The organism is Arthrobacter sp. B3I4, from assembly GCF_030816855.1.
Classification (GTDB): domain Bacteria; phylum Actinomycetota; class Actinomycetes; order Actinomycetales; family Micrococcaceae; genus Arthrobacter.
Genome location: NZ_JAUSYK010000001.1, coordinates 2078184 through 2097901, shown reverse-complemented (window position 1 = coordinate 2097901; position 19718 = coordinate 2078184). Strand labels below are relative to the sequence as shown.

The following is a 19718-nucleotide window of genomic DNA, read 5'->3' as shown; positions in this document are numbered from 1 at the left end:
GGGCCGTGGGGCAGGCGGCGCGCGCCGTCCATGGATGGGAACGAGAAACGGCCCCGGACTGATGTCCGGGGCCGTTTCGGTGGTGACCCCAGCGGGATTCGAACCCGCGTTACCGCCGTGAGAGGGCAGCGTACTAGGCCGCTATACGATGGGGCCCTGCACTTCCAAACAGCATCTCTGCCGTTCAAGCTCAGTGAGTATTTCACACACTCAGCCCGCGTTCCAAATCGGCCAGGCCGCTTTGGAACCCCTGATTCGCCGCTAGAATCCGCGGTTTTTTCAGAGCTGGGATACCAGGACTCGAACCTAGAATGACGGTACCAGAAACCGTAGTGTTGCCAATTACACCATATCCCAATGGAACTTTTGCGCCGGTTCCGCAGGTCCAAACCCGCGCTCCCAGCGCCTCAGCACGAGTAATTACTTTACCCGACACTTTTGTCCGGCACAAATCGACCCCGCCGCGTCGCCGTCGGCGCTGTCCACGCTGCAGCCTTCCCGCTTTTTTCGTGCAGAGCAGCAAAAACCCTTGCAATTCCGACGGGGATAAGTTTACGCTCGGTAAGTTACCAGCGAGTAACCCACCTCCCCCAACCCAGTTGCGGGAGAACAACGGCCAATTTCAACTGTTAGCTGCATCACATGCCTGGCCCGCCAGCAGAGCCGCTGCCGGGGAGATCGTCGAGAGGAACAACCTGTGCCACAGAGTCGTGTCGCCGCCGCACCGCCCCGTACCCGCGCCCAGCAAATAGCCATCGCCATTCTGGCGTTGCTCCTGATCGCGTTGCTTGGGTTCTACACCCTGGTCACCGGGCGGATCACGGACGGGTCGGCAAAGCTGAACGACGGGGCCGGCCAGGCTGCCGCGGGAGCGCAGCAACTGAAGGACGGCGCGGGCAAGCTGGCCACCGGAGCCGGCCAGGCCGATACCGGAGCGGGCAAACTCTCGGATGGGGCTGCGAAGATCCACGCCGGAATTGCGGGCAAGCTCGCCCCGGGCGCTGACCAGTTGCAGGAAGGCGCCGGCCAGCTGGCCGAGGGTGCCGTCAAGATCGAAACGGACGTCAACAACAAGCTGGCGCCCGGCGTGTACCAGGTCGACGCCGGCGCCCAGAAACTGGCCGCCGGCGCCGTCCAGCTCTCGGCCGCCCTCACTCCGACGGCCGGTGGCAACGCCGAAAACAACCTCGCGGATGGCGCCACCCAGTTGAACGCCGGTGCCGGGCAGCTGGCCGACGGGACCGGCCGGCTCGCGGCCGGCACTAATGAACTTGCGGCCGGCACCAGCAAGCTCGCGGCAGGGACCAACCAGCTCGCCGCCGGGACCAACCAGCTCAAGGGCTACCGCGGCGCGAACAACAACCCGGAGGCAGGGACCGGAACCGCGGCCCTCGCCCAGGCCCTCGAGCAGTTGAACGCCGCGGCCAACGATCCTGTGCAGGGACTGGTGCCCATGGCCGTAGTCAAGGACAAGATTGCCAAGATCCTCGCCGGGGCGCAGAAGCTGGACGCCGGCGCCTTCCAGCTGCAGGCAGGGGCGGCCCAGGTGAACGCGGGAGCGGGCCAGCTCAATACCGGCGCAGCCCAGCTGCAGAGCGGAGCCGCCCAGCTGGACACCGGCGCCGGCCAGCTGCACGCCGGAACCGGAAAGCTCACCGCCGGCTTTGCCACCCTTGCGGCCAAGCTCAACAGCCGCGATCCCAACAACCCGGGCGTCGTTCTGGGCACCCAGCTGCTGGCAGACGGCACCGCCAAGATCCGCGTCGGCATGGACGGGGTACCCGGGGACCCCGAGCACCCCGGCCTGCTCAAGGCGACAGCAAAGATGACCGACGGCAGCTCCCGGCTGGCCGACGGCACGCTCGCACTGAATGCCGGCATTAAGGGCGATCCGTCCGATCCGGCCAACCCGGGCCTGCTGAACGGTTCGACAGCGCTGGCATCCGGCGCCTCGGAACTCTCCGACGGCAACACCAAGCTGGCCTCCGGTTCCAGCCAGCTGTCCACCGGCGCGGACAAGCTGGCCGACGGCAACGCCCAGATCGCTGCGGGCACCGGCACGCTGTACTCCAGCGCCGCCGCGGTCTCGCCGTCGAACATGATCAAGAACGACGTCGCCGTGGCCCTGGGCCTGGTAACGCTCCTGGGCCTGGGGGCCGTGGGTGCTTACCTGGCACTGCGGAAGCGGCGGTTCGCGCAACTGCGCGACTGACCGCCAGCGGCCTGAGCCAAGGCAGCAGCCCCCAGGAGAACGTGGCTCTCCTGGGGGCTGTTCGCTGATGCGGGAGTTTTAGCCCAGCAGGTCCAGCAGCGAGGCAACCTCGCGGCCGGCGAAGCCCGGCGCCGGTTCCCCGCCGCGGTTCAGCCAGACGCCGCGCAGGCCCGCCGCCGTCGACCCCTCCGCGTCAAGCAGGCGGTTGTCGCCGATGTACAGCGTCTCCCCCGGGCCGGTGCCGAGCAGGCGCACACCCTCCAGGTAGATCGCCGGATCCGGTTTGGGCACGCCTAGAGTGTCGGTGCCGACCAGCACCCCGATGCGCTCAAGCCCGGCGGCGTCCAGCTTCACCCGCTGGTAGTCGTGGACATTGTTGCTGACCGCGCCATAGGGAACGCCGGCAGCGTCCAGGGCGTCCAGCAGCGGCATGACATCGTCGAAGGGGCGGATGTAGCTGTGCTGGAGGCTGGCGTAGGAACTGACCCAGTGATGGGCCGCTTCCCCCTCCTCGAGCTCGACGCCGAAGTGTCCCAGTGCGGCCCGGCCGCGCAGCAGCCGCTGCTCATTGAAGGTCAGCTCACCGGCCAGGTAGCGGTCATAGTAGTGCGTGGTTTCGCGGGTGAAGATCCGGCCGAACTTCTCCCACTCATCGTCATCCAGGCCCGGCAGCAGGTGCTCGCTCACACCGCGCAGCGCGGACGTCATGGCGAACTCCAGGTCCACCAGGGTGTCGTCGATGTCGAACAGCACGCCGCGGATTCCGGCAAGCGCACCGGTCAGTTCGCCGCTCAGTTCACTGGGCCGGGAGCTTGTCTGGGCGCCCGTCTGGGCCTGCGGTGCGGACGCCATCAGCCGCGGAAGGCGCGAAGCCGGGCCAGGGACGAGTCCTTACCCAGGATGACCATGGACTCGAACAGCGGCGGGGAGATCCGGCGGCCGGACACCGCGGTGCGGACCGGACCGAAGGCCAGGCGCGGCTTGACGCCGAGCCCTTCCACGAGGGCTTCCTTGAGCGCGGCCTGGATGTTCTCCGCGGTCCACTCGGTGATCGGCTCGAGGGCGGCCAGGGCGGCGTCGAGGACCTCGGCGAGGTTCTCCGGCAGGCCCTTGCGCGCGTCGTCGGCGACGTCGACGGCGTCGTCGGCCTTGAACAGGAAGGCGAGCATCTCCGGGGCCTCGCCCAGCAGCGAGATGCGCTCCTGGATCAGCGGCGCCGCCTCTGCCAGGATCTCTTCCTCACGGGCGGTGAGGCTGTCCCCCACCAGCCCGGCGGCCTGCAGGTACGGGACGAGGCGGCCGCGGAAGTCCTCGGCGTCGAGCATGCGGATGTGCGTGCCGTTGATGGCTTCGGCCTTCTTGATGTCGAAGCGGGCCGGGTTGGCGAGCACGTCGTGGACGTCGAAGTTCTCGATCAGCTGCTCGACGGTGAAGATGTCCTCGTCCGCGGAGAGGCTCCAGCCCAGCAGGGACAGGTAGTTCAGCAGGCCCTCGGGGATGAAGCCGCGGTCCCGGAGCAGGAAGAGGTTGGACTGCGGATCGCGCTTGGAGAGCTTCTTGTTGCCCTCGCCCATCACGTACGGGAGGTGGCCGAACTCGGGCAGGTAGCTGGCGACGCCGATGTCCATCAGCGCGCGGAACAGCACCACCTGGCGGGGGGTGGAGGACAGCAGGTCCTCGCCGCGCAGCACATGCGTGATACCCATCAGGGCGTCATCGACCGGGTTGACCAGGGTGTACAGCGGGGAACCGTCGGCGCGGACGATCACGTAATCCGGGATGCTGCCGGCTTTGAACGTGATGTCGCCGCGGACCATGTCGGTGAAGGTGACGTCCTCGTCCGGCATCCGCACGCGGAGCACCGGCTTGCGGCCCTCAGCCTGGAACGCGGCCACCTGTTCCTCGGAAAGGTTGCGGTCAAAGTTGTCATAGCCGAGCTTCGGGTCACGGCCGGCGGCACGGTGCCGGGCTTCAACTTCGTCCGGGGAGGAGTAGCACTCGTAGGCGTAGCCGGCCTCCAGCAGCTTGGCGACGACATCCTTGTAGAGCTCCAGGCGCTGCGACTGGCGGTAGGGCTCGTGCGGGCCGCCGACTTCCACGCCCTCTTCCCAGCTGATGCCGAGCCACTTCAGCGCCTCCAGCAGCTGCTGGTAGCTCTCCTCCGAGTCCCGGGCCGCGTCCGTGTCCTCGATCCGGAAGACGAACGTGCCCTTGGTGTGCTTTGCGTGGGCCCAGTTGAACAGGGCCGTGCGGATCAAGCCGACGTGCGGGGTGCCGGTCGGTGACGGGCAGAACCGGACCCGGACCGGGGTTTCCTCGGTGACTTCGCGGGGGGCTTCACGGGTCAGTTCCGTGGTGGCAGTACTGGAGACGGCGTCGGGCGCGGTGGGAGTAGTCATAGTGGTACCAACTTTACCGCCTGCCCGCCGTCGGATTTCGCTACGGAAACGGACAGCCGCACCGAGGGTCTACGGTGCGGCTGTCCGGAACCGGCGCGCTTTTTCCTGGCGACGTGGCTAGCGGCGGACCACGGGGTTGGATAGGCGGCCGATGCCCTCGATCTCAACCTCGAAGCGGTCGCCGGCCTGCACGAGGCCGACACCGGCGGGGGTGCCGGTCATGATGACGTCGCCGGGCAGCAGGGTGAAGGCGTGCGAGACGATGGAGACCAGTTCACGGACGCCGCGGATCATCTGGTTGGTGTTGCCGTCCTGGCGCAGTTCGCCGTTGAGCCGGCCCTGGACCTGCAGGTCCTCGGTGTCCAGTTCGGTCTCGATCCACGGGCCCAGCGGCGCGGAGGTATCGAAGCCCTTCGCGCGCGCCCACTGCAGGTCCGACTTCTGGACGTCCCGGGCGGTGAGGTCGTTGCCGCAGGTGTAGCCGAAGACGACGTCGTCGACCCGTTCCTCCGGCACGTCCTTGCAGATCCGCCCGATCACGACGCACAACTCGGCTTCGAAGGAGATCTCCTCAGAAAACTCGGGCAGGATGATCGGATCGTTGGGCCCGATGACGGACGTGTTGGGCTTGAGGAAGAGCAGCGGCTGCTTGGGGACTTCGTTGCCGAGCTCATGGGCGTGCTCGACGAAGTTGCGGCCGACGCCGATGACCTTGCTGCGCGGGATGATGGGCGCAAGTAGGCGCACGTCCTCCAGCTTGTGCCGGGCGGCGGTCCGCTCCACCCCGTGGAAGAAGGGGTCGCCGTTGATGACAGTGATTTCCTCACTGCCGGGCTGGCCTTCGACGATGCCGTACATGGGATCAGAATCAACTACAAACCGGGCGATACGCATGGTTCCTAGCGTAGCGCCTCCCGCGGCGGCGGCCCTTCGGCTTGGGCCCGTGTCCGCGCCGCCGCGCGGCCGCAGGCCGGCTAGTTGGGCAGGCTGCGCAGGTAGTCCAACTGCGCGGCGACGGAGAGCTCGGCGGCGGGCCGGACGGACGGGTCGACGGCGGCATAGACAAGATCTGCCACCTCGTGCACACCGGCGCCGGGGCCCAGCTCATCGAGCGCGGTTCGTATTTGTGCCAGCCGGTCCTGCCGGTGGTCCCGGTACGCGCGGACGATATCGTCCAGCGCCGGCAGGATGGGCCCGTGGGCGGGCAGGACGGTGGCAGGGCCGAGGCTTTCCAGCCGGTCCAGCGAGGAGAGGTAGTCCGCCAGCGTGCCGTCCGGGTAGTCCAGCACGGTAGTGCCCACGCCCAGGATCGTGTCGCCGGTGAGGACGGCGCCGTATGTCCCGTCCGCGGGCAGGTGGAAGCAGACCGAGTCAGAGGTGTGGCCCGGCGTCGCCAGCACCCGGATCTCAACCCCTGCGGCATGCAGCACCTCGCCTCCCCGCAGCGGTTCTCCGCCGTGGCAGTGGGCAGGGTCGGCGGCGCGGACGGGCGCGCCGGTGAGCTCGGCGAAGCGGGCCGCGGCGGCGGTGTGGTCGGCATGGCGGTGCGTGATCAGGACCAGCTCCACGGCGCCGAACTGGGAGAGCTCGCGCAGGTGCTCCTCGTCCAGGGGGCCGGGGTCCACGACCACCACCGAATCCGAGCCGGCGGCCGCGATCATGTAGGAGTTGGTGCCGTGGAGGCTCATCGGCCCGGGGTTCGGGGCGAGGCGGAAGCGTGTCAGCTCGGTGCTGCGGACCGGGGCGCGGGCATCATCTTGGATCACCCTTCCATCTTGCCACCGAGGGGCGTTCCCAGACAGCGACGGCGGCCGCACCGGTTCAAGGGTGCGGGCCGCCGTCGTGCTTGGCTTTGTTGTGACCGGGCCGGGCTACGCCAGGCGGGTCAGCCAACCGTGCGTGTCCTCGACCTTGCCGGTCTGGATGCCGAGCAGCTGTTCGCGGATGGCCATGGTGGTCTCCCCCGCTGTCGCGTCCTCGGAGCCGATGAATTCGGTCTCGTCCTTGAGCACGCCGATGGGGGTAATAACGGCTGCCGTGCCGCAGGCGAAGACCTCGGCGATCTCGCCGGAGGCCACGCCGTCGCGCCATTCATCCAAGGTGATCTTGCGTTCGCTGACGCCTCTGCCCATGTCCTTGGCGACCTGGATCACGGACGAGCGGGTGACGCCTTCGAGGATGGTGCCGGAGAGCGCCGGGGTGGCGAGCGAGCCGTCCTTCATGACGAAGAAGACGTTCATCCCGCCGAGCTCTTCCACGGCGTTGTCGTTGAACTGATCCAGGAACAGCACCTGCTTGCAGCCGTGGGCTTCGGCCTCCTGCTGGGCGATCAGCGATGCGGCGTAGTTGCCGCCGCACTTGGCGGCGCCGGTGCCGCCGCGGCCTGCGCGGGCGTACTCGCGGGAGATCCAGATCGACACCGGCTTCAGCTCGCCGCCGAAGTAGTTGCCGGCCGGGGAAGCGATGACGCGGAAGGAGACCTCGCGGGCGGCGCGGACGCCCAGGAACGCCTCGGTGGCGATCATGAACGGCCGCAGGTACAGCGCCTCACCGTCGCCGGAGGGAACCCATTCCCGGTCCACGGAGACGAGCTCGCGGATGGCGGTGAGGAAGTATTCCTCCGGCAGCTCCGGCAGGGCCAGCCGGCGGGCCGATTTGTTCAGCCGCGCCGCGTTGGCCTCGGGACGGAAGGTCCAGATCGAGCCGTCGGCGTGGCGGTAGGCCTTAAGGCCCTCGAAGATTTCCTGGCCGTAGTGCAGCACGGCGGCGGAGGGATCCAGCGTGATGGGTCCGTAAGGCTCAACGCGGGCATCGTGCCAGCCGCCGTTGCCCTCGGCGTCGACGCTGTAGTCAACCACGGCGGTGTGGTCGGTGAAGTAGTCGCCGAATCCGGGGTTGGCCAGGATGGCTGCACGCTCGTCAGCGGACTTCGGGGTCTCCGAGAGCCGCTGGGTGAATTCGACGCCATGGGCAGTCTGGGTCATGGTTCCTCCACGGTCGGCTGCCTGGTGCGTGAACGTGGTTCATCCTAGGACCACGGCAGCTAGTTGGTGATTCGAATCAAGCTTACGCCCGGCTCCTGCTCCTGGAGAGCGGCTACAGCGCGGCGGCGATGGCATCCCCGATCGCGGCAGTGCCGCGGAAGCCGCCGTCCCGGCGTTCGACGTCGGACGCCACGGCCTCCTCGATCTTTCGGGCGGCCGCGGCATAGCCGAGGTGGTCCAGCAGCAGCGCAGCGGAGAGGATCGCGGCGGTGGGGTCCGCTTTCTGCTGCCCGGCGATGTCCGGCGCGGAGCCGTGGACCGGTTCGAACATTGACGGCGCGGTCCGGTCCATGTTGATGTTGCCGGACGCTGCCAGGCCGATGCCGCCGGTGACCGCGGCGGCGAGGTCGGTGAGGATGTCGCCAAAGAGGTTGTCGGTCACGATTACGTCGAAGCGTGACGGGTCGGTGACCATGAAGATGGTGGCGGCGTCGATGTGCAGATAGTCGTGGCTGACCTCGGGGAACTCCTGGGCAACAGCCTCCACGGTGCGCTTCCAGAGGTGTCCGGCGTAGACCAGGACGTTGTGTTTGTGCACCAGGGTCAGCTTCTTGCGCGGGCGGTCATTGGCGCGGCGGAAGGCGTCCCTGACTAGGCGCTCCACACCGTAGGCAGTGTTCAGCGACACCTCGGTGGCCACCTCCTGGGCCGTCCCGGTGCGCAGGCTGCCGCCGTTGCCGACGTAAGGGCCTTCGGTGCCCTCGCGGACCACGATGAAGTCAACTGTGCCCGGATTTGCCAGCGGGCTGGCGACGCCGGGGTACAGCCGGGAGGGCCGCAGGTTGACGTAGTGGTCCAGGCTGAAACGCAGCTTGAGCAGCAGTTCGCGTTCGATGATGCCGGAGGGGATGCGGGTATCGCCGGGAGCGGCGCCCACTGCGCCGAACAGGATGGCGTCACGCTGGCGCAGGTCCGCGAGGGTTTCTTCCGGCAGGGTCTCCCCCGTGGCGAGCCAGTGCGCGGCACCCAGCTCATAGTGCGTCTGCTGCAGGACAATGCCCTCCGCGGCGGCTGCTTTCTCAAGAACCTTCAGTGCCTCGGCGATGACCTCCGGGCCGATGCCGTCGCCGGGGATGACGGCCAGGTCAATGCTGGATGCGCTCATGCTTTCAGGGTAGTTCGGGTATCCGCATGCTGGTCAACTCGTCTCAACATCCGAACACCCCCTGCGACGCTCCCTCACCTCCGGCCGCCAAAAACCGGACGCTCCCTCAGCTCCGGCCGCCAAAAGTGAAACGCTCCCGCACCTCCATATCGGAGCTGCGGGAGCGTTTGCCGAACCGCCGCCGGACCTGCGGGAGCGTTTGCCGAACCGCCGCCGGACCTGCGGGAGCGCTTGCCGAAACGCCGCCGGACCTGAGGGAGCGTCACCCCAACCGCCGCCGAACCTGAGGGAACGTCACCCGAACCGCCGCCGGACCTGCGGGAGCGTCATCCCAACCGCCGCCGGACCTGCGGGAGCGTCGGGGGTGCGCACGGTTAGGCCTCTGCGGGCTCCTCGTACTTCGGGAACACCGGAGCCGGGGCCGGCAGGGCGGTGCCGGACTCGATCGGCGTCGCCAGGGCCGCGAAGGACCGGGCCTCCCCTTCGGCCTGGCCCAGGCTGTCGAGGATGGCGCCGGACGCCGCCGGCATCACCGGCTGGGCCAGGATCGCCACGGTGCGCAGCACTTCGAGGGTGACGTAAAGGACAGTGTTCATGCGTTCGATGTCGGTCTTCCGCAGCACCCACGGGGCCTGCTCGGCGAAGTAGGCGTTGGTGTCGCCGAGGACGTTCCAGATGGCCTCGAGCGCGCGGCTGAACTCCTGCTTCTCGAAGGCGGTCCGGGCGATGCCCAGCAGTCCGCGGGCCTGGCCCAGCAGCGCGGCGTCCTCGGCGCTGAAGCCTGCCGGGACCGGAACCCTGCCCTCGCAGTTCTTGACCACCATCGACAGGGAGCGCTGGGCGAGGTTGCCGAAGTTGTTCGCCAGGTCCGAGTTCATCCGGCCGACGATGGCGTCATGGCTGTAATTGCCGTCGGCGCCGAACGGCACCTCGCGGAGCAGGAAGAAGCGGACCTGGTCCAGGCCGTACTGCGCCACCCAGTCGGCCGGTGCCACGACGTTGCCGAGGGACTTGGACATCTTGATGCCCTGGTTGTGCAGGTGGCCGTGGATCATGACGCGCCGGGGCAGTTCCAGCCCGGCGGACATCAGGAACGCCGGCCAGTAGACCGCGTGGAACCGGGAGATGTCCTTGCCGATCACGTGGACGTCCGCCGGCCAGTACTTCCGGAAGCTCTCGGACTCGGTGTCGGGGAAGCCGACGCCGGTGAGGTAGTTGGTGAGCGCGTCGACCCAGACGTACATGACGTGGTCCGGGTTACCCGGCACCGGAACACCCCAGTTGAAGGAGGTGCGGCTGATCGAGAGGTCTTCGAGGCCGCCCTTGACGAAGCTGATGACTTCGTTGAAGCGGCCGTGCGGGGCGCCGAACTCGGGCTGGTCCGCGTACAGGGCCAGCAGCTTGTCCTGGTAGGCAGAGAGCTTGAAGAAGTAGCTTTCCTCCTCGGTCCAGGTCACCTCGGTGCCGGTTTCGGCGGCGTAGCGGAGCCCGTCGTCGCGGACCTCGGTTTCGTCCTCGACGAAGTAACGCTCGTCGCGGACGGAGTACCAGCCGGCGTACTTGGACAGGTAGATGTCGCCGTTGGCTTCCATCCGCTGCCAGAGCGCTTTGGCGGCCTCGTAGTGGTCCGGGTCGGTGGTGCGGATGAAGCGGCTCAGCGAGATGCCAAGATCGTCGCTCATCTGCCGGAACGCCGCCGAGTTGCGGTCGGCGAGTTCCTTGACCGGGATGCCTTCCTTTTCCGCCGTCTGCTGCATCTTCAGGCCGTGCTCGTCGGTGCCGGTCATGAAGAACACGTCGTAGCCGTCGAGCCGTTTGAAGCGGGCCATCGCGTCGGTGGCGATCACCTCGTAGGCGTGGCCGATGTGCGGCACGCCGTTGGGGTAGCTGATGGCCGTGGTGATGTAGAACGGGGTTTTTTCGGAAGGGGTCACGGGTTAAACCTAGATCAGTTCGGTGAGGGTATCGCTCTGGCGGACAAGTTCGTGGTCGTGTGAAGCGACCAGGACGGCGATGCCGTCCGACGTCGTGTCCTTGAGGATGCTGATGATGCGGTTGGCCGAGGCACGGTCCAGGCTCGCGGTGGGCTCGTCGACCACCAGCACGCGGGTGCCGAGGATGAGGGCCCGGGCGATGGCGACGCGCTGGCGTTCGCCGCCGGAGAGCTGGGCCGGGCGGTGGCGCATGCGCCGGCCCAGGCCGACGAGGTCCAGCAGGTCCTTGGCCATGTCGCGGCGCTGTTCGACCTCGCCGTCGGGCACAGCCGGGAGCAGCACGTTCTCCAGCGCGCTCATGCCGTCAATCAGGGCGCCGCCCTGGTCCACGTAGCCGATCAGCGCACGACGGCGGTCGGCGATCTCGTCGTCGCCCATGGTTTCGAGCGAGTCGCCTTCCCAGAAGACCCGGCCCGAGGTCGGCAGGGTCAAGCCGGCGCCGACCGTGAGGATGCTGGTCTTGCCGGAGCCCGAGCGGCCGGCGACGCAGTGCATCTCGCCGGCGTGCAGCGTCATATTGAAGTCATCGACGACGTTGACCGCCTCGGCGCCTCCCTTGCCGCCGCCGTAATGGATCGTGATGTTGCTCAGTTCCAGCGGCGTGGCGTGGTCCGCAGCCTTCACGATCGTGTTGGCGCGGGTCTGCGCGCCGCGACGGGTGCTGGCGGTCATCTGGTCGTGTGCCTCCCGGTCAAGGTTCAGCTCGTTAGTCATTGGACCACTTTCGTTGCAATCGGAATCCAGCAAAGTACCGCGACGAAGCCGGCGATTCCGGCCCAGAGTGCGGCGTAGGGGGCGAGGACCAGGCCGACGCCGAGGGCGCCGAGGACACCCAGCGGCAGCGCGATGGTCCCCACCATGGCGTTTTCGAAGAAGCGGACCTGGCCCAGCATGTCCGGGTTCCAGCCCATCGCCTGCAGGACGCCCAGGTACTGCCGTTTGGCGCCGAGCTCGAAGCGGCCGGTCACCATCGTCAGCACCAGCCCCACGGCGACGCCGGACACGCCCAGGACAATGCTCGGCAGCGCGATGCTGGCGGCGGCCGCCCCGCTCAATGCGCTGGCGCCCGCGGCCCGCGGAATATCGATCAGCAGCGCGGCGAGCCCGCCCACCGCGGCACCGAAGACGCCGACGGCGATGGCGAGGGAACCGGTGTTGAACTTGTTCGTGCTCAGCTGCCGGCTGGCGAACGTCAGGGGCGAGTCGACCGGGATGAGCCGCTCGTCGTGCTGCGGCTCCTGGTCGATGACCTCGCGGTGGCGCAGTTGCTGCGCGGCGAAGTAGGCGGCCGCGCAGTACAGGACCAGGACGGAGGCGGAGACGATCCCGGTGACCGGGTTCCAGCTGAGCAGGCTCAACGCGATCCCGGCGACGGCGAGCAGGGCTGCGCCCACGCCGAACTCGGCCAGCACCCAGGAGCGGATCTTCCGCTGGGTCCAGCCCATGGCGCGCAGGGTTCCCGCCTCACGGCGGCGCTTGCGGACGTAGCTGACGGTCGAGGCGCCGGTGAGCAGGGCCGCCCCGCACAGGGTCAGGAACAGCAGCGTGACGTTCGTGCCGGTCAGCGATCCGGAGACGGCGTCGGCCGCGTTCTGGCGGACCCACGACTGCTGCACGGTGCCCAGCGGAGATTCCTTGCCGGCGTCGTCCTTGGAGTAGCCGGGGACGAAGATGCTGGCATCCTCGCGGGCGGAGCCGGCCACCACGGTGGCCTGCAGGCCCATGTCGCGGATTTCGTTGGCGAGCTTTTCGACCTCCGGCTGGGCCTGCTTCCAGCTTCCGTCGGTCTTCGCGCGGACGCGCACGGCGTCGATCACGGAGACGTTTTTGTCATAGCCCCGGGCCGCGGCCAGGCCGTAGTAATCGGTGATGGCGCCGGCCGACTGGCTGACCAGGCCGGTGGCGCTGAGCGAGGGCTTCAGCGCGGTCGGCTCAACATCCTTGCCGGCTGCGTCTTTGGTCAGGGTCATCGGCGTCGGGTCGTAGCCGCCCAGCGGGAGACGGTTGATGTCCCCTGCCGCTTCCTGGACCTTTGCGGGGTCGAACGTTCCGTAGACCATGGCCAGCGGAGTGGCCTGTTTCTTCCCGGTTTCGAGATTCTCGCGGTAGGAGCGCTCGTCCACCGGTGTGCGCTGCGTCTGGTCCACCGGCGCGCCGTTGGCGCCCTTCTCCGGGAGCCGGTTAACCGTGATCCAGTCGCCCGGAACGGCGGACTTGTCGACGGCGCCGTTGCTGGCGGTTTTGCCGTCCGTGTATTTCGGCGCGGCGGCGAAGTCGGTACTCCAGGTCGCGGGGTTGTAGAGGCCCTGGCTGAAGCTGCCGGTGTCCCCCATCAGCTGGGAGAGGTCCTTGGAGCCGGGCCAGGCGAGGGAGAACGGCGACTTGGACACGAACGGCAGGTAGTCCTTGTCAAGGGACCGCGAGACGGTGCCGACGTCCTTGGTGACGTTGCCGGCGGCGTCGATCTCCTCGATCTTGACTGAGTACTTCAGGTCCAGCGAGGTGCCGGAACGCACAATCAGCGGAATCGCCTGTGAATCCGCTGTCAGCTGGCCGGCTCGCTTGGCCTGCTGGTACTGGGTCATCAGCGGCGCCCAGTACTTGAGCTTGACGCCCAGGAAGTCCGGGCCTTCCTTGAGCTGGTCCATGGTGATGCCGCTGGTGAAGAGGCTCTCGAAGTGGCGGCCGATCGCCCCGGCGTTGCGGGCGTCCGCGGGAGGCGCCTTCTCCAGCGGCGCCAGGAAGTCGCCCGCGCCGCCCAGGAGCGCGCGTTCGGAGACCGGGTCGACGGCGACGACGGATTCGGTGACCTGCGGGGCCAGGGGCAGCGAGACGGAGAGGTTGAAGAGGTTGTGCTCGGATCCTCCGGCGGGTGCCGGGAACTTGATGCCGGTCTCCCCTGCCGGACCGGCGATCCGGACGTTCTTGCCGCCGGCGACCTGCTCTTCGATGAGCTTGGCCTTGCCCAGGGAGCCCTCGGCGGTGGTTTTGAAGAGGGTCTGCTCGGTCTTGCCGTCCGAGCTGACGGCGCTGGCGGTGAGCCGGTACTTTTTGGCGGTGTCACTGAGCACGGATTCGGCGGCGGGCCACTTGGCCGGGTCCGCCGCGGTGGGGTCCCCGGCGGTTCCGGCGAGGCCGGCGTTGTAGCCGAGGTAGTCGGTAGCGTCCAGGCGCGGGGACTCGAGGTTCTGCGAAACCCGGGAGACCAGGCTGATCGGGGCCGCCACCGAAGTGCCGGAGAGCTTCCGGATGGAGTCCAGCTGCTCAAAGCTGATGCCGCCCTGGCCGGAGGCGATCTCGGGCTGCATCAGCCCGCCGTTGTCGTCGGCCTTGGCCTGGACCAGGACGTCGTAGAGCCCGCGGGAGTTCTGGTCGACGGTGCGGTTCAGCGCCGCCTGCGACCGCCCCTGAACCAGGACTGACAGGCACATAGCCACGATCAAAATGGACGCGGTCAGCAAAAGCACTCTGCTTCTGATGAACCTCTGGACGGCGTTCATTGGACTCCTGAAAACTGGATTGCGTGCACGCCGCTGTCCGTTCCGCGCGGGTCGTTCAGCGCAAAAGTAAAGGTGTCCCTTGCCGGGCATGCAAAAGTAAAGGCCGGTTGGCCGGCCAGATCCGAAATTCGGACGTAGTTATTGTACGCAGACCGGCCGCCGATTCGTGGCGGCCTGCGGCGGTGTCGCCGCCGCAGGCGCCCGTCGGACGGACTCAGTCCTCGAGATCGACTTCGCGCACCATTTCGGCGCCGATTCCGGCCTTGATCGCGTCCAGCACCTGCTGCGGCACCGAGCTGTCGATGGTCAGCAGGGCGAGCACCTGGCCCCCCTCGGCCTGCCGCGCCACCTGCATTCCGGCGATGTTGATGTTGTTCATGCCCAGGATGTGTCCGATCGTGCCAATCACGCCGGGCCGGTCGGAGTAGGCCACCACCACAAGGTGTTCGCTGATCGGGATCTCCACTTCGAAGCCGTTGATGCCCACGAGCTTCTCGACCTGCTTGGGTCCGGTGAGAGTACCGGCAACCGAGATCTGGGTGCCGTCGCTCAGGGCCCCGCGCAGGGTCAGGACGTTGCGGTAGGACTCGGTGTCCGGGGTGGTGATGAGCCGGACGTTGATGCCGCGCTGCTCGGCGATCACCGGGGCGTTGACGTAGGAGACCTGCTCGGTCACGACGTCGGCGAAGACACCCTTGAGGGCGGCCAGTTCGAGGACCTTGACGTCCAGTGTCGAGATCTCGCCGGCCACCTCGACGTCGAACTGCGTCAGCGACGCGTGTGTCATGGCGGTGAAGATCCGGCCCAGCTTCTCGATCAGCGGGATGCCGGGACGCACGTCCGGGGCGATGACGCCGCCGGCGACGTTGACGGCGTCGGGCACCAGTTCACCGGCGAGGGCCTGGCGGACGGACTTGGCGACCGAGACGCCGGCCTTTTCCTGCGCCTCATCGGTGGAGGCGCCCAGGTGCGGGGTGACCACCACGTTGTCGAGCTTGAAGAACGGCAGGTCGGTGCTGGGCTCCTTGACGAAGACGTCGACGCCGGCACCGGCGATTTCGCCGGACTCCAGCGCGGCGTAGAGGGCTTCCTCGTCCACGAGACCGCCGCGGGCGACGTTGACGACGTAGGCGCTGCTCTTCATCTTCTTGAAGGCTTCGGCGCCGAGCATGCCGACCGTCTCGGGCGTCTTGGGCATGTGGATGGTGATAAAGTCCGCCTGCGCCAGCAGTTCGTCCAGCGTCACCAGCTGCACGCCGAGCTGCGCGGCACGGGCGGAGGTGATGTAGGGGTCGTAGGCGAGGATCTTGGTGTCGAAGCCCTTCAGGCGGGCCGCGACGAGGGCGCCGATCCGGCCCAGGCCGATGATGCCGATCTTCTTTTCGAACAGTTCGGTACCGGTGTACTTGGAGCGTTTCCACTCGCCGTCCTTGAGCGCGGCGGAGGCCTGCGGGATGTGGCGGGCGAGGCTGAGGATGTGGCCGACGGTGAGTTCGGCGGCGGAGACAATGTTCGACGTCGGGGCGTTGACCACCATGACCCCCGCCTGGGTGGCGGCCTTGATGTCCACGTTGTCCAGACCCACGCCGGCGCGGGCGATCACCTTGAGGTTTTTCGCCGCGGCGATGGCTTCGGCATCGACCTGGGTGGCGGAGCGGATCAGGATGGCGTCGACGTCGGCGATCGCGGAGAGCAGCTGGGAACGGTCGGCGCCGTCGATCTGGCGGATTTCAAAGTCCGGGCCGAGGGCCTCGACTGTGGCGGGCGAAAGTTCCTCAGCGAGGAGTACGACAGGTTTGGTGCTTGTCACCGGTGACCTCTTTAGCTCTCTTGTATAACAGGCGGGGATTTTGGTGAAACGGGTGGTGCTCAACGCAGGGAAGCCGGACCCCAAGTAATGGTGTCCGGCTTCCCTGCCGGTCAATGGCCTTAGCGGGCTACTGAGCCTTCGGTGTAGTCGTCTTCGTTCTTGATCCAGGAGAAGAGCTTGCGCAGTTCCCGGCCGGTGGCCTCGATCGGGTGGTCCTCGCCCTTCTTGCGCAGGGCCTTGAACTCCGGGGCTCCGGCGTCCTGGTCGTCGATGAAGCGCTTGGCGAAGGTGCCGTCCTGGATGTCCTTGAGGACCGCCTTCATGTTTTCCTTCACCTCGGGGGTGATGACCCGCGGGCCGGAGACGTAGTCGCCGTATTCCGCGGTGTCCGAGACGCTCCAGCGCTGCTTGGCGATGCCGCCCTCGACCATCAGGTCGACGATCAGCTTCAGTTCGTGCAGCACCTCGAAGTAGGCAACCTCGGGCTTGTAGCCGGCTTCGGTGAGGGTTTCGAAACCGTACATGATCAGCTGCGAGGCACCGCCGCAAAGAACCGCCTGCTCGCCGAAGAGGTCGGTTTCGGTTTCTTCGGTGAAGGTGGTCTCGATGACGCCGGCGCGGGTGCCGCCGATTGCCTTCGCGTAGGACAGCGCCAGTTCCTTGGCCTTGCCGGACGGGTTCTGTTCGACGGCGATCAGGTCCGGCACGCCGCGGCCGGCTTCGAATTCGCGGCGGACGATGTGGCCCGGGCCCTTGGGGGCGACCAGCGCGACGTCGACGTCGGCCGGGGGCTTGATGTAGCCGTAGCGGATGTTGAAGCCATGGCCGAAGAACAGGGCGTCGCCGGCCTGCAGGTTCGGGGCGATGTCCTCGGCGTAGACGTGGCGCTGGACCTGGTCCGGGGTGAGGACCATGATCAAGTCGGCTTCCGCGACAGCGTCGGAGACGTTGAGGACCCGCAGGCCCTCGGCCTCGGCCTTGGCGCGGGACTTGGAGTCTTCCTTCAGGCCTACGCGGACATCAACACCGGAATCGCGCAGGCTGAGGGCGTGGGCGTGGCCCTGGGAACCGTAACCGATAACGGCGACGGTGCGGCCCTGGATGATCGACAGGTCGGCGTCGTCGTCGTAGAACATTTCAGTCACTGGGGTGTCTCCTTTGAATGGATTCGTTGGTGTTGCTCGGGGAAATTTAGGGGGTGGAGCAGGGGTGGCTTACGCCGAGCGCAGGGCCCGGTCGCTCATGGAGCGGGATCCGCGGCCGACGGCCAGGGTGCCGGACTGCACGATTTCGCGGACGCCGAAGGGCTCCAGCACCGACAGCAGTGCCGTGAGCTTGTCCGGGTGGCCGGTCGCTTCGATGACCACCGACTCTGTGGAGACGTCGACCACGGAGGCGCGGAACAAATCGGCTGCCTGGGTTACCTGCAGCCGGGTTGCGGCATCGGCCCGTACTTTGACCAGGATGTGGTCACGCTGTACGGAGGATTCGGGGGTGAGCTCGACGATCTTGATCACGTTGATCAGCTTGTTGAGCTGCTTGGTGACCTGTTCGATCAGTTCGCCGTCGGCGTCGACCACCACGGTCATCCGGGAAACGCCCGGGACCTCGGTGGGGCCCACGGCCAGGGAGTTGATGTTGAAGGCGCGCCGGGCGAAGAGGCTGGCCACGCGGGTCAGCACGCCCGGCTTGTCTTCGACCAGAACGGAGAGTGTATGGCGAGTCATGGTCAGTCCTCTTCTTCCCAGTCCGGGGTCATGTTGCGGGCAACCTGGATCTGGTCGTTGCTCACTCCGGCGGGGACCATCGGCCACACCATGGAGTTGGGACTCACGACGAAGTCAATGACCACCGGGCGGTCGTTGATCTCCAGGGCCTTCTGGATGGTGGCGTCGATGTCCTCGTCGCGTTCGCAGCGCAGGGCGGCGCAGCCGTAGGCATCGGCGAGCTTGACGAAGTCCGGGATCCGGACGGTGTCATGGCCGGTGTTGAGGTCGGTGTTGGAGTAGCGGCCCTCGTAGAAGAGGGTCTGCCACTGGCGCACCATGCCGAGTGAGGAGTTGTTGATTACCGCGACCTTGATGGGGATGTTGTTGATCGCGCAGGTGGCCAGTTCCTGGTTGGTCATCTGGAAGCAGCCGTCGCCGTCGATCGCCCAGACCACCCGGTCCGGCTCCCCCACCTTGGCGCCCATCGCGGCCGGCACGGCGTAGCCCATCGTGCCGGCACCGCCGGAGTTCAGCCAGGCGTGGGGGCGCTCGTACTTGATGAACTGCGAGGCCCACATCTGGTGCTGGCCGACGCCGGCGACGTAGACGCCCTCGGGCCCGGTGAGGGCACCGATCCGCTGGATCACACGCTGCGGTGCGGTGAGGCCGTCATCGGGTTCAGTCCAGCCCAGCGGGTAGGTCTCCTTGAGGTTGTTCAGGAACGCCCACCAGTTGGCCAGATCCGGGGTGCCGGTGGCTTCGAACTGCAGGCGCAGGGCCTCGCTGAGTTCCGGGATGATCTCCTTGACCGAGCCCACGATGGGGACGTCGGCCGTGCGGTTCTTGGAGATCTCCGCCGGGTCGATGTCGGCGTGGATGACCTTGGCGTTCGGGGCAAAGGACTTCAGGATGCCGGTGACCCGGTCATCGAAGCGCGCACCGAGGGTGATCAGCAGGTCTGACTGCTGCAGGGCGGTCACCGCGGACACCGCCCCGTGCATGCCGGGCATACCCACATGCTGCGGGTGCGAATCCGGGAACACGCCGCGGGCCATCAGGGTGGTGACCACGGGAGCGCCGGAGAGTTCGGCCAGTTCCCGCAGTTCAGCCGAAGCGTGGGCCTTGACCACGCCGCCGCCGACGTAGAGCACCGGCTTCTTGGCGGCGCCGATCAGCCGTGCGGCTTCACGGACCTGCTTGCTGTGGCCGCGGAGCACCGGCCGGTAACCGGGGAGGTCAATCTTCGGCGGCCAGGAGAACGTCATCTCCGCCTGCTGCGCATCCTTGGCCACGTCCACCAGGACCGGTCCGGGACGGCCGGTCGAGGCAAGATGAAAGGCTTCCGCCATGACGTGCGGGATGTCGTTGGGGTCGGTCACCAGGAAGGAGTGCTTGGTGATCGGCATGGTGATGCCGACGATGTCAGCTTCCTGGAAGGCATCGGTGCCGATGACTCCGCTGGAGACCTGGCCGGTGATGGCGACCATCGGCACGGAGTCCATGTGGGCGTCCATGATGGCGGTAACGAGGTTGGTGGCACCGGGGCCCGAGGTGGCGATGCAGACGCCGACCCGTCCGGTGACCATGGCGTAGCCTTGCGCGGCGTGGCCGGCTCCCTGTTCGTGACGGACCAGGACGTGGTTCATTCTGGAGGCCATCAAGGGGTCGTAGGTGGGCAGGATTGCGCCACCGGGCAAACCGAATATGTCCTCGACGCCGAGTTCTTCGAGCGCGCGGACAATTGCTTGCGAGCCGGTCATCAGCGTCGGGGGTACGACGTTGTTCGGCCCAAGGACAGGAGAGACGGCAGCATGCTCGACGCCGGCGTCGGCCGGCCGTTCGACGCGTTCCGGAGCCCTGTGGGCTCCAGCGGACTTTGAGGCCATCAGCGAGGGGCTGATCGGCGATCCTTTGCTCATCGGACTCTTCCTTTGGTGGATCTTCG

At 67.3% G+C, this 19718-nt stretch carries 14 protein-coding genes and 2 tRNA genes; 1 reads left to right on the top strand and 15 read right to left on the bottom strand.

Going from position 1 to position 19718, the window contains the following annotated elements; genetic code table 11:
* Nucleotides 1-80: 80 nt before the first annotated feature.
* Nucleotides 81-156 (bottom strand) — tRNA-Glu (locus QFZ61_RS09880).
* Nucleotides 157-285: 129 nt separating this feature from the next.
* Nucleotides 286-357, bottom strand: a tRNA-Gln gene (locus tag QFZ61_RS09875).
* A 340-nt stretch (nt 358-697) separates the two neighbouring features.
* Here QFZ61_RS09875 and QFZ61_RS09870 point away from each other — a divergent pair.
* The gene (locus QFZ61_RS09870; protein ID WP_307035568.1) at nt 698-2212 is read left to right on the top strand and encodes a hypothetical protein; all 1515 of its coding nucleotides are present in this window, start codon (nt 698-700) and stop codon (nt 2210-2212) included.
* Between the two features lie 78 nt (nt 2213-2290).
* On the opposite strand, the gene QFZ61_RS09865 is transcribed toward QFZ61_RS09870, so the two are convergent.
* The 13 genes from QFZ61_RS09865 to QFZ61_RS09805 form a co-directional block, all read right to left on the bottom strand.
* Nucleotides 2291-3064, bottom strand: coding sequence for an HAD family hydrolase (locus tag QFZ61_RS09865; RefSeq protein ID WP_307035566.1), 774 nt, complete (start codon nt 3062-3064; stop codon nt 2291-2293).
* The gene (gene gltX, locus QFZ61_RS09860; protein ID WP_307035564.1) at nt 3064-4611 is read right to left on the bottom strand and encodes a glutamate--tRNA ligase; all 1548 of its coding nucleotides are present in this window, start codon (nt 4609-4611) and stop codon (nt 3064-3066) included. Before gltX ends, QFZ61_RS09865 begins: the two co-directional genes overlap by 1 nt.
* A gap of 117 nt (nt 4612-4728) precedes the next feature.
* Nucleotides 4729-5505 (bottom strand): fumarylacetoacetate hydrolase family protein, encoded by a 777-nt coding sequence (locus tag QFZ61_RS09855; protein WP_307035562.1) that lies wholly within the window; start codon nt 5503-5505, stop codon nt 4729-4731.
* A gap of 80 nt (nt 5506-5585) precedes the next feature.
* Nucleotides 5586-6377, bottom strand: a complete 792-nt coding sequence (locus QFZ61_RS09850; protein WP_307035561.1) for an MBL fold metallo-hydrolase — start codon at nt 6375-6377, stop codon at nt 5586-5588.
* A gap of 105 nt (nt 6378-6482) precedes the next feature.
* Nucleotides 6483-7595: a branched-chain amino acid aminotransferase gene (locus tag QFZ61_RS09845; RefSeq protein WP_307035559.1), complete on the bottom strand. Its 1113-nt coding sequence runs from the start codon at nt 7593-7595 to the stop codon at nt 6483-6485.
* Nucleotides 7596-7707: 112 nt separating this feature from the next.
* Complete coding sequence (locus tag QFZ61_RS09840) at nt 7708-8760, bottom strand: 3-isopropylmalate dehydrogenase (protein WP_307035557.1); 1053 nt, start codon at nt 8758-8760, stop codon at nt 7708-7710.
* A 374-nt stretch (nt 8761-9134) separates the two neighbouring features.
* Nucleotides 9135-10694 carry a methionine--tRNA ligase gene (metG, locus tag QFZ61_RS09835; protein WP_307035555.1) on the bottom strand — a complete coding sequence of 520 codons (1560 nt, stop codon included), beginning with the start codon at nt 10692-10694 and terminating at the stop codon, nt 9135-9137.
* Between the two features lie 9 nt (nt 10695-10703).
* The gene (locus tag QFZ61_RS09830) at nt 10704-11468 is read right to left on the bottom strand and encodes an ABC transporter ATP-binding protein (protein WP_307035553.1); all 765 of its coding nucleotides are present in this window, start codon (nt 11466-11468) and stop codon (nt 10704-10706) included.
* The gene (locus QFZ61_RS09825; protein ID WP_307035551.1) at nt 11465-14254 is read right to left on the bottom strand and encodes an ABC transporter permease; all 2790 of its coding nucleotides are present in this window, start codon (nt 14252-14254) and stop codon (nt 11465-11467) included. The genes QFZ61_RS09830 and QFZ61_RS09825 overlap by 4 nt, the downstream gene beginning before the upstream one ends.
* 214 nt (nt 14255-14468) lie before the next feature.
* On the bottom strand, nt 14469-16064 hold the full coding sequence (gene serA, locus QFZ61_RS09820; RefSeq protein ID WP_307035549.1) for a phosphoglycerate dehydrogenase: 1596 nt from the start codon (nt 16062-16064) through the stop codon (nt 14469-14471).
* 119 nt (nt 16065-16183) lie between these two features.
* The gene (ilvC, locus tag QFZ61_RS09815; RefSeq protein ID WP_307035547.1) at nt 16184-17209 is read right to left on the bottom strand and encodes a ketol-acid reductoisomerase; all 1026 of its coding nucleotides are present in this window, start codon (nt 17207-17209) and stop codon (nt 16184-16186) included.
* A 69-nt stretch (nt 17210-17278) separates the two neighbouring features.
* Nucleotides 17279-17791 (bottom strand): acetolactate synthase small subunit, encoded by a 513-nt coding sequence (gene ilvN / locus QFZ61_RS09810; protein ID WP_307035545.1) that lies wholly within the window; start codon nt 17789-17791, stop codon nt 17279-17281.
* Between the two features lie 2 nt (nt 17792-17793).
* Nucleotides 17794-19692, bottom strand: a complete 1899-nt coding sequence (locus QFZ61_RS09805; protein WP_307035544.1) for an acetolactate synthase large subunit — start codon at nt 19690-19692, stop codon at nt 17794-17796.
* Nucleotides 19693-19718: the final 26 nt, after the last annotated feature.

Bases quoted from the DNA above. Each gene is read 5' to 3' on its own strand.
- QFZ61_RS09845 (WP_307035559.1), bottom strand. From the start codon at position 7,595: ATGACCCAGACTGCCCATGGCGTCGAATTCACCCAGCGGCTCTCGGAG.
- QFZ61_RS09865 (WP_307035566.1), bottom strand. From the start codon at position 3,064: ATGGCGTCCGCACCGCAGGCCCAGACGGGCGCCCAGACAAGCTCCCGG.
- QFZ61_RS09855 (WP_307035562.1), bottom strand. From the start codon at position 5,505: ATGCGTATCGCCCGGTTTGTAGTTGATTCTGATCCCATGTACGGCATC.
- gltX (WP_307035564.1), bottom strand. From the start codon at position 4,611: ATGACTACTCCCACCGCGCCCGACGCCGTCTCCAGTACTGCCACCACG.
- QFZ61_RS09830 (WP_307035553.1), bottom strand. From the start codon at position 11,468: ATGACTAACGAGCTGAACCTTGACCGGGAGGCACACGACCAGATGACC.
- QFZ61_RS09805 (WP_307035544.1), bottom strand. From the start codon at position 19,692: ATGAGCAAAGGATCGCCGATCAGCCCCTCGCTGATGGCCTCAAAGTCC.
- QFZ61_RS09840 (WP_307035557.1), bottom strand. From the start codon at position 8,760: ATGAGCGCATCCAGCATTGACCTGGCCGTCATCCCCGGCGACGGCATC.
- ilvN (WP_307035545.1), bottom strand. From the start codon at position 17,791: ATGACTCGCCATACACTCTCCGTTCTGGTCGAAGACAAGCCGGGCGTG.
- QFZ61_RS09825 (WP_307035551.1), bottom strand. From the start codon at position 14,254: ATGAACGCCGTCCAGAGGTTCATCAGAAGCAGAGTGCTTTTGCTGACC.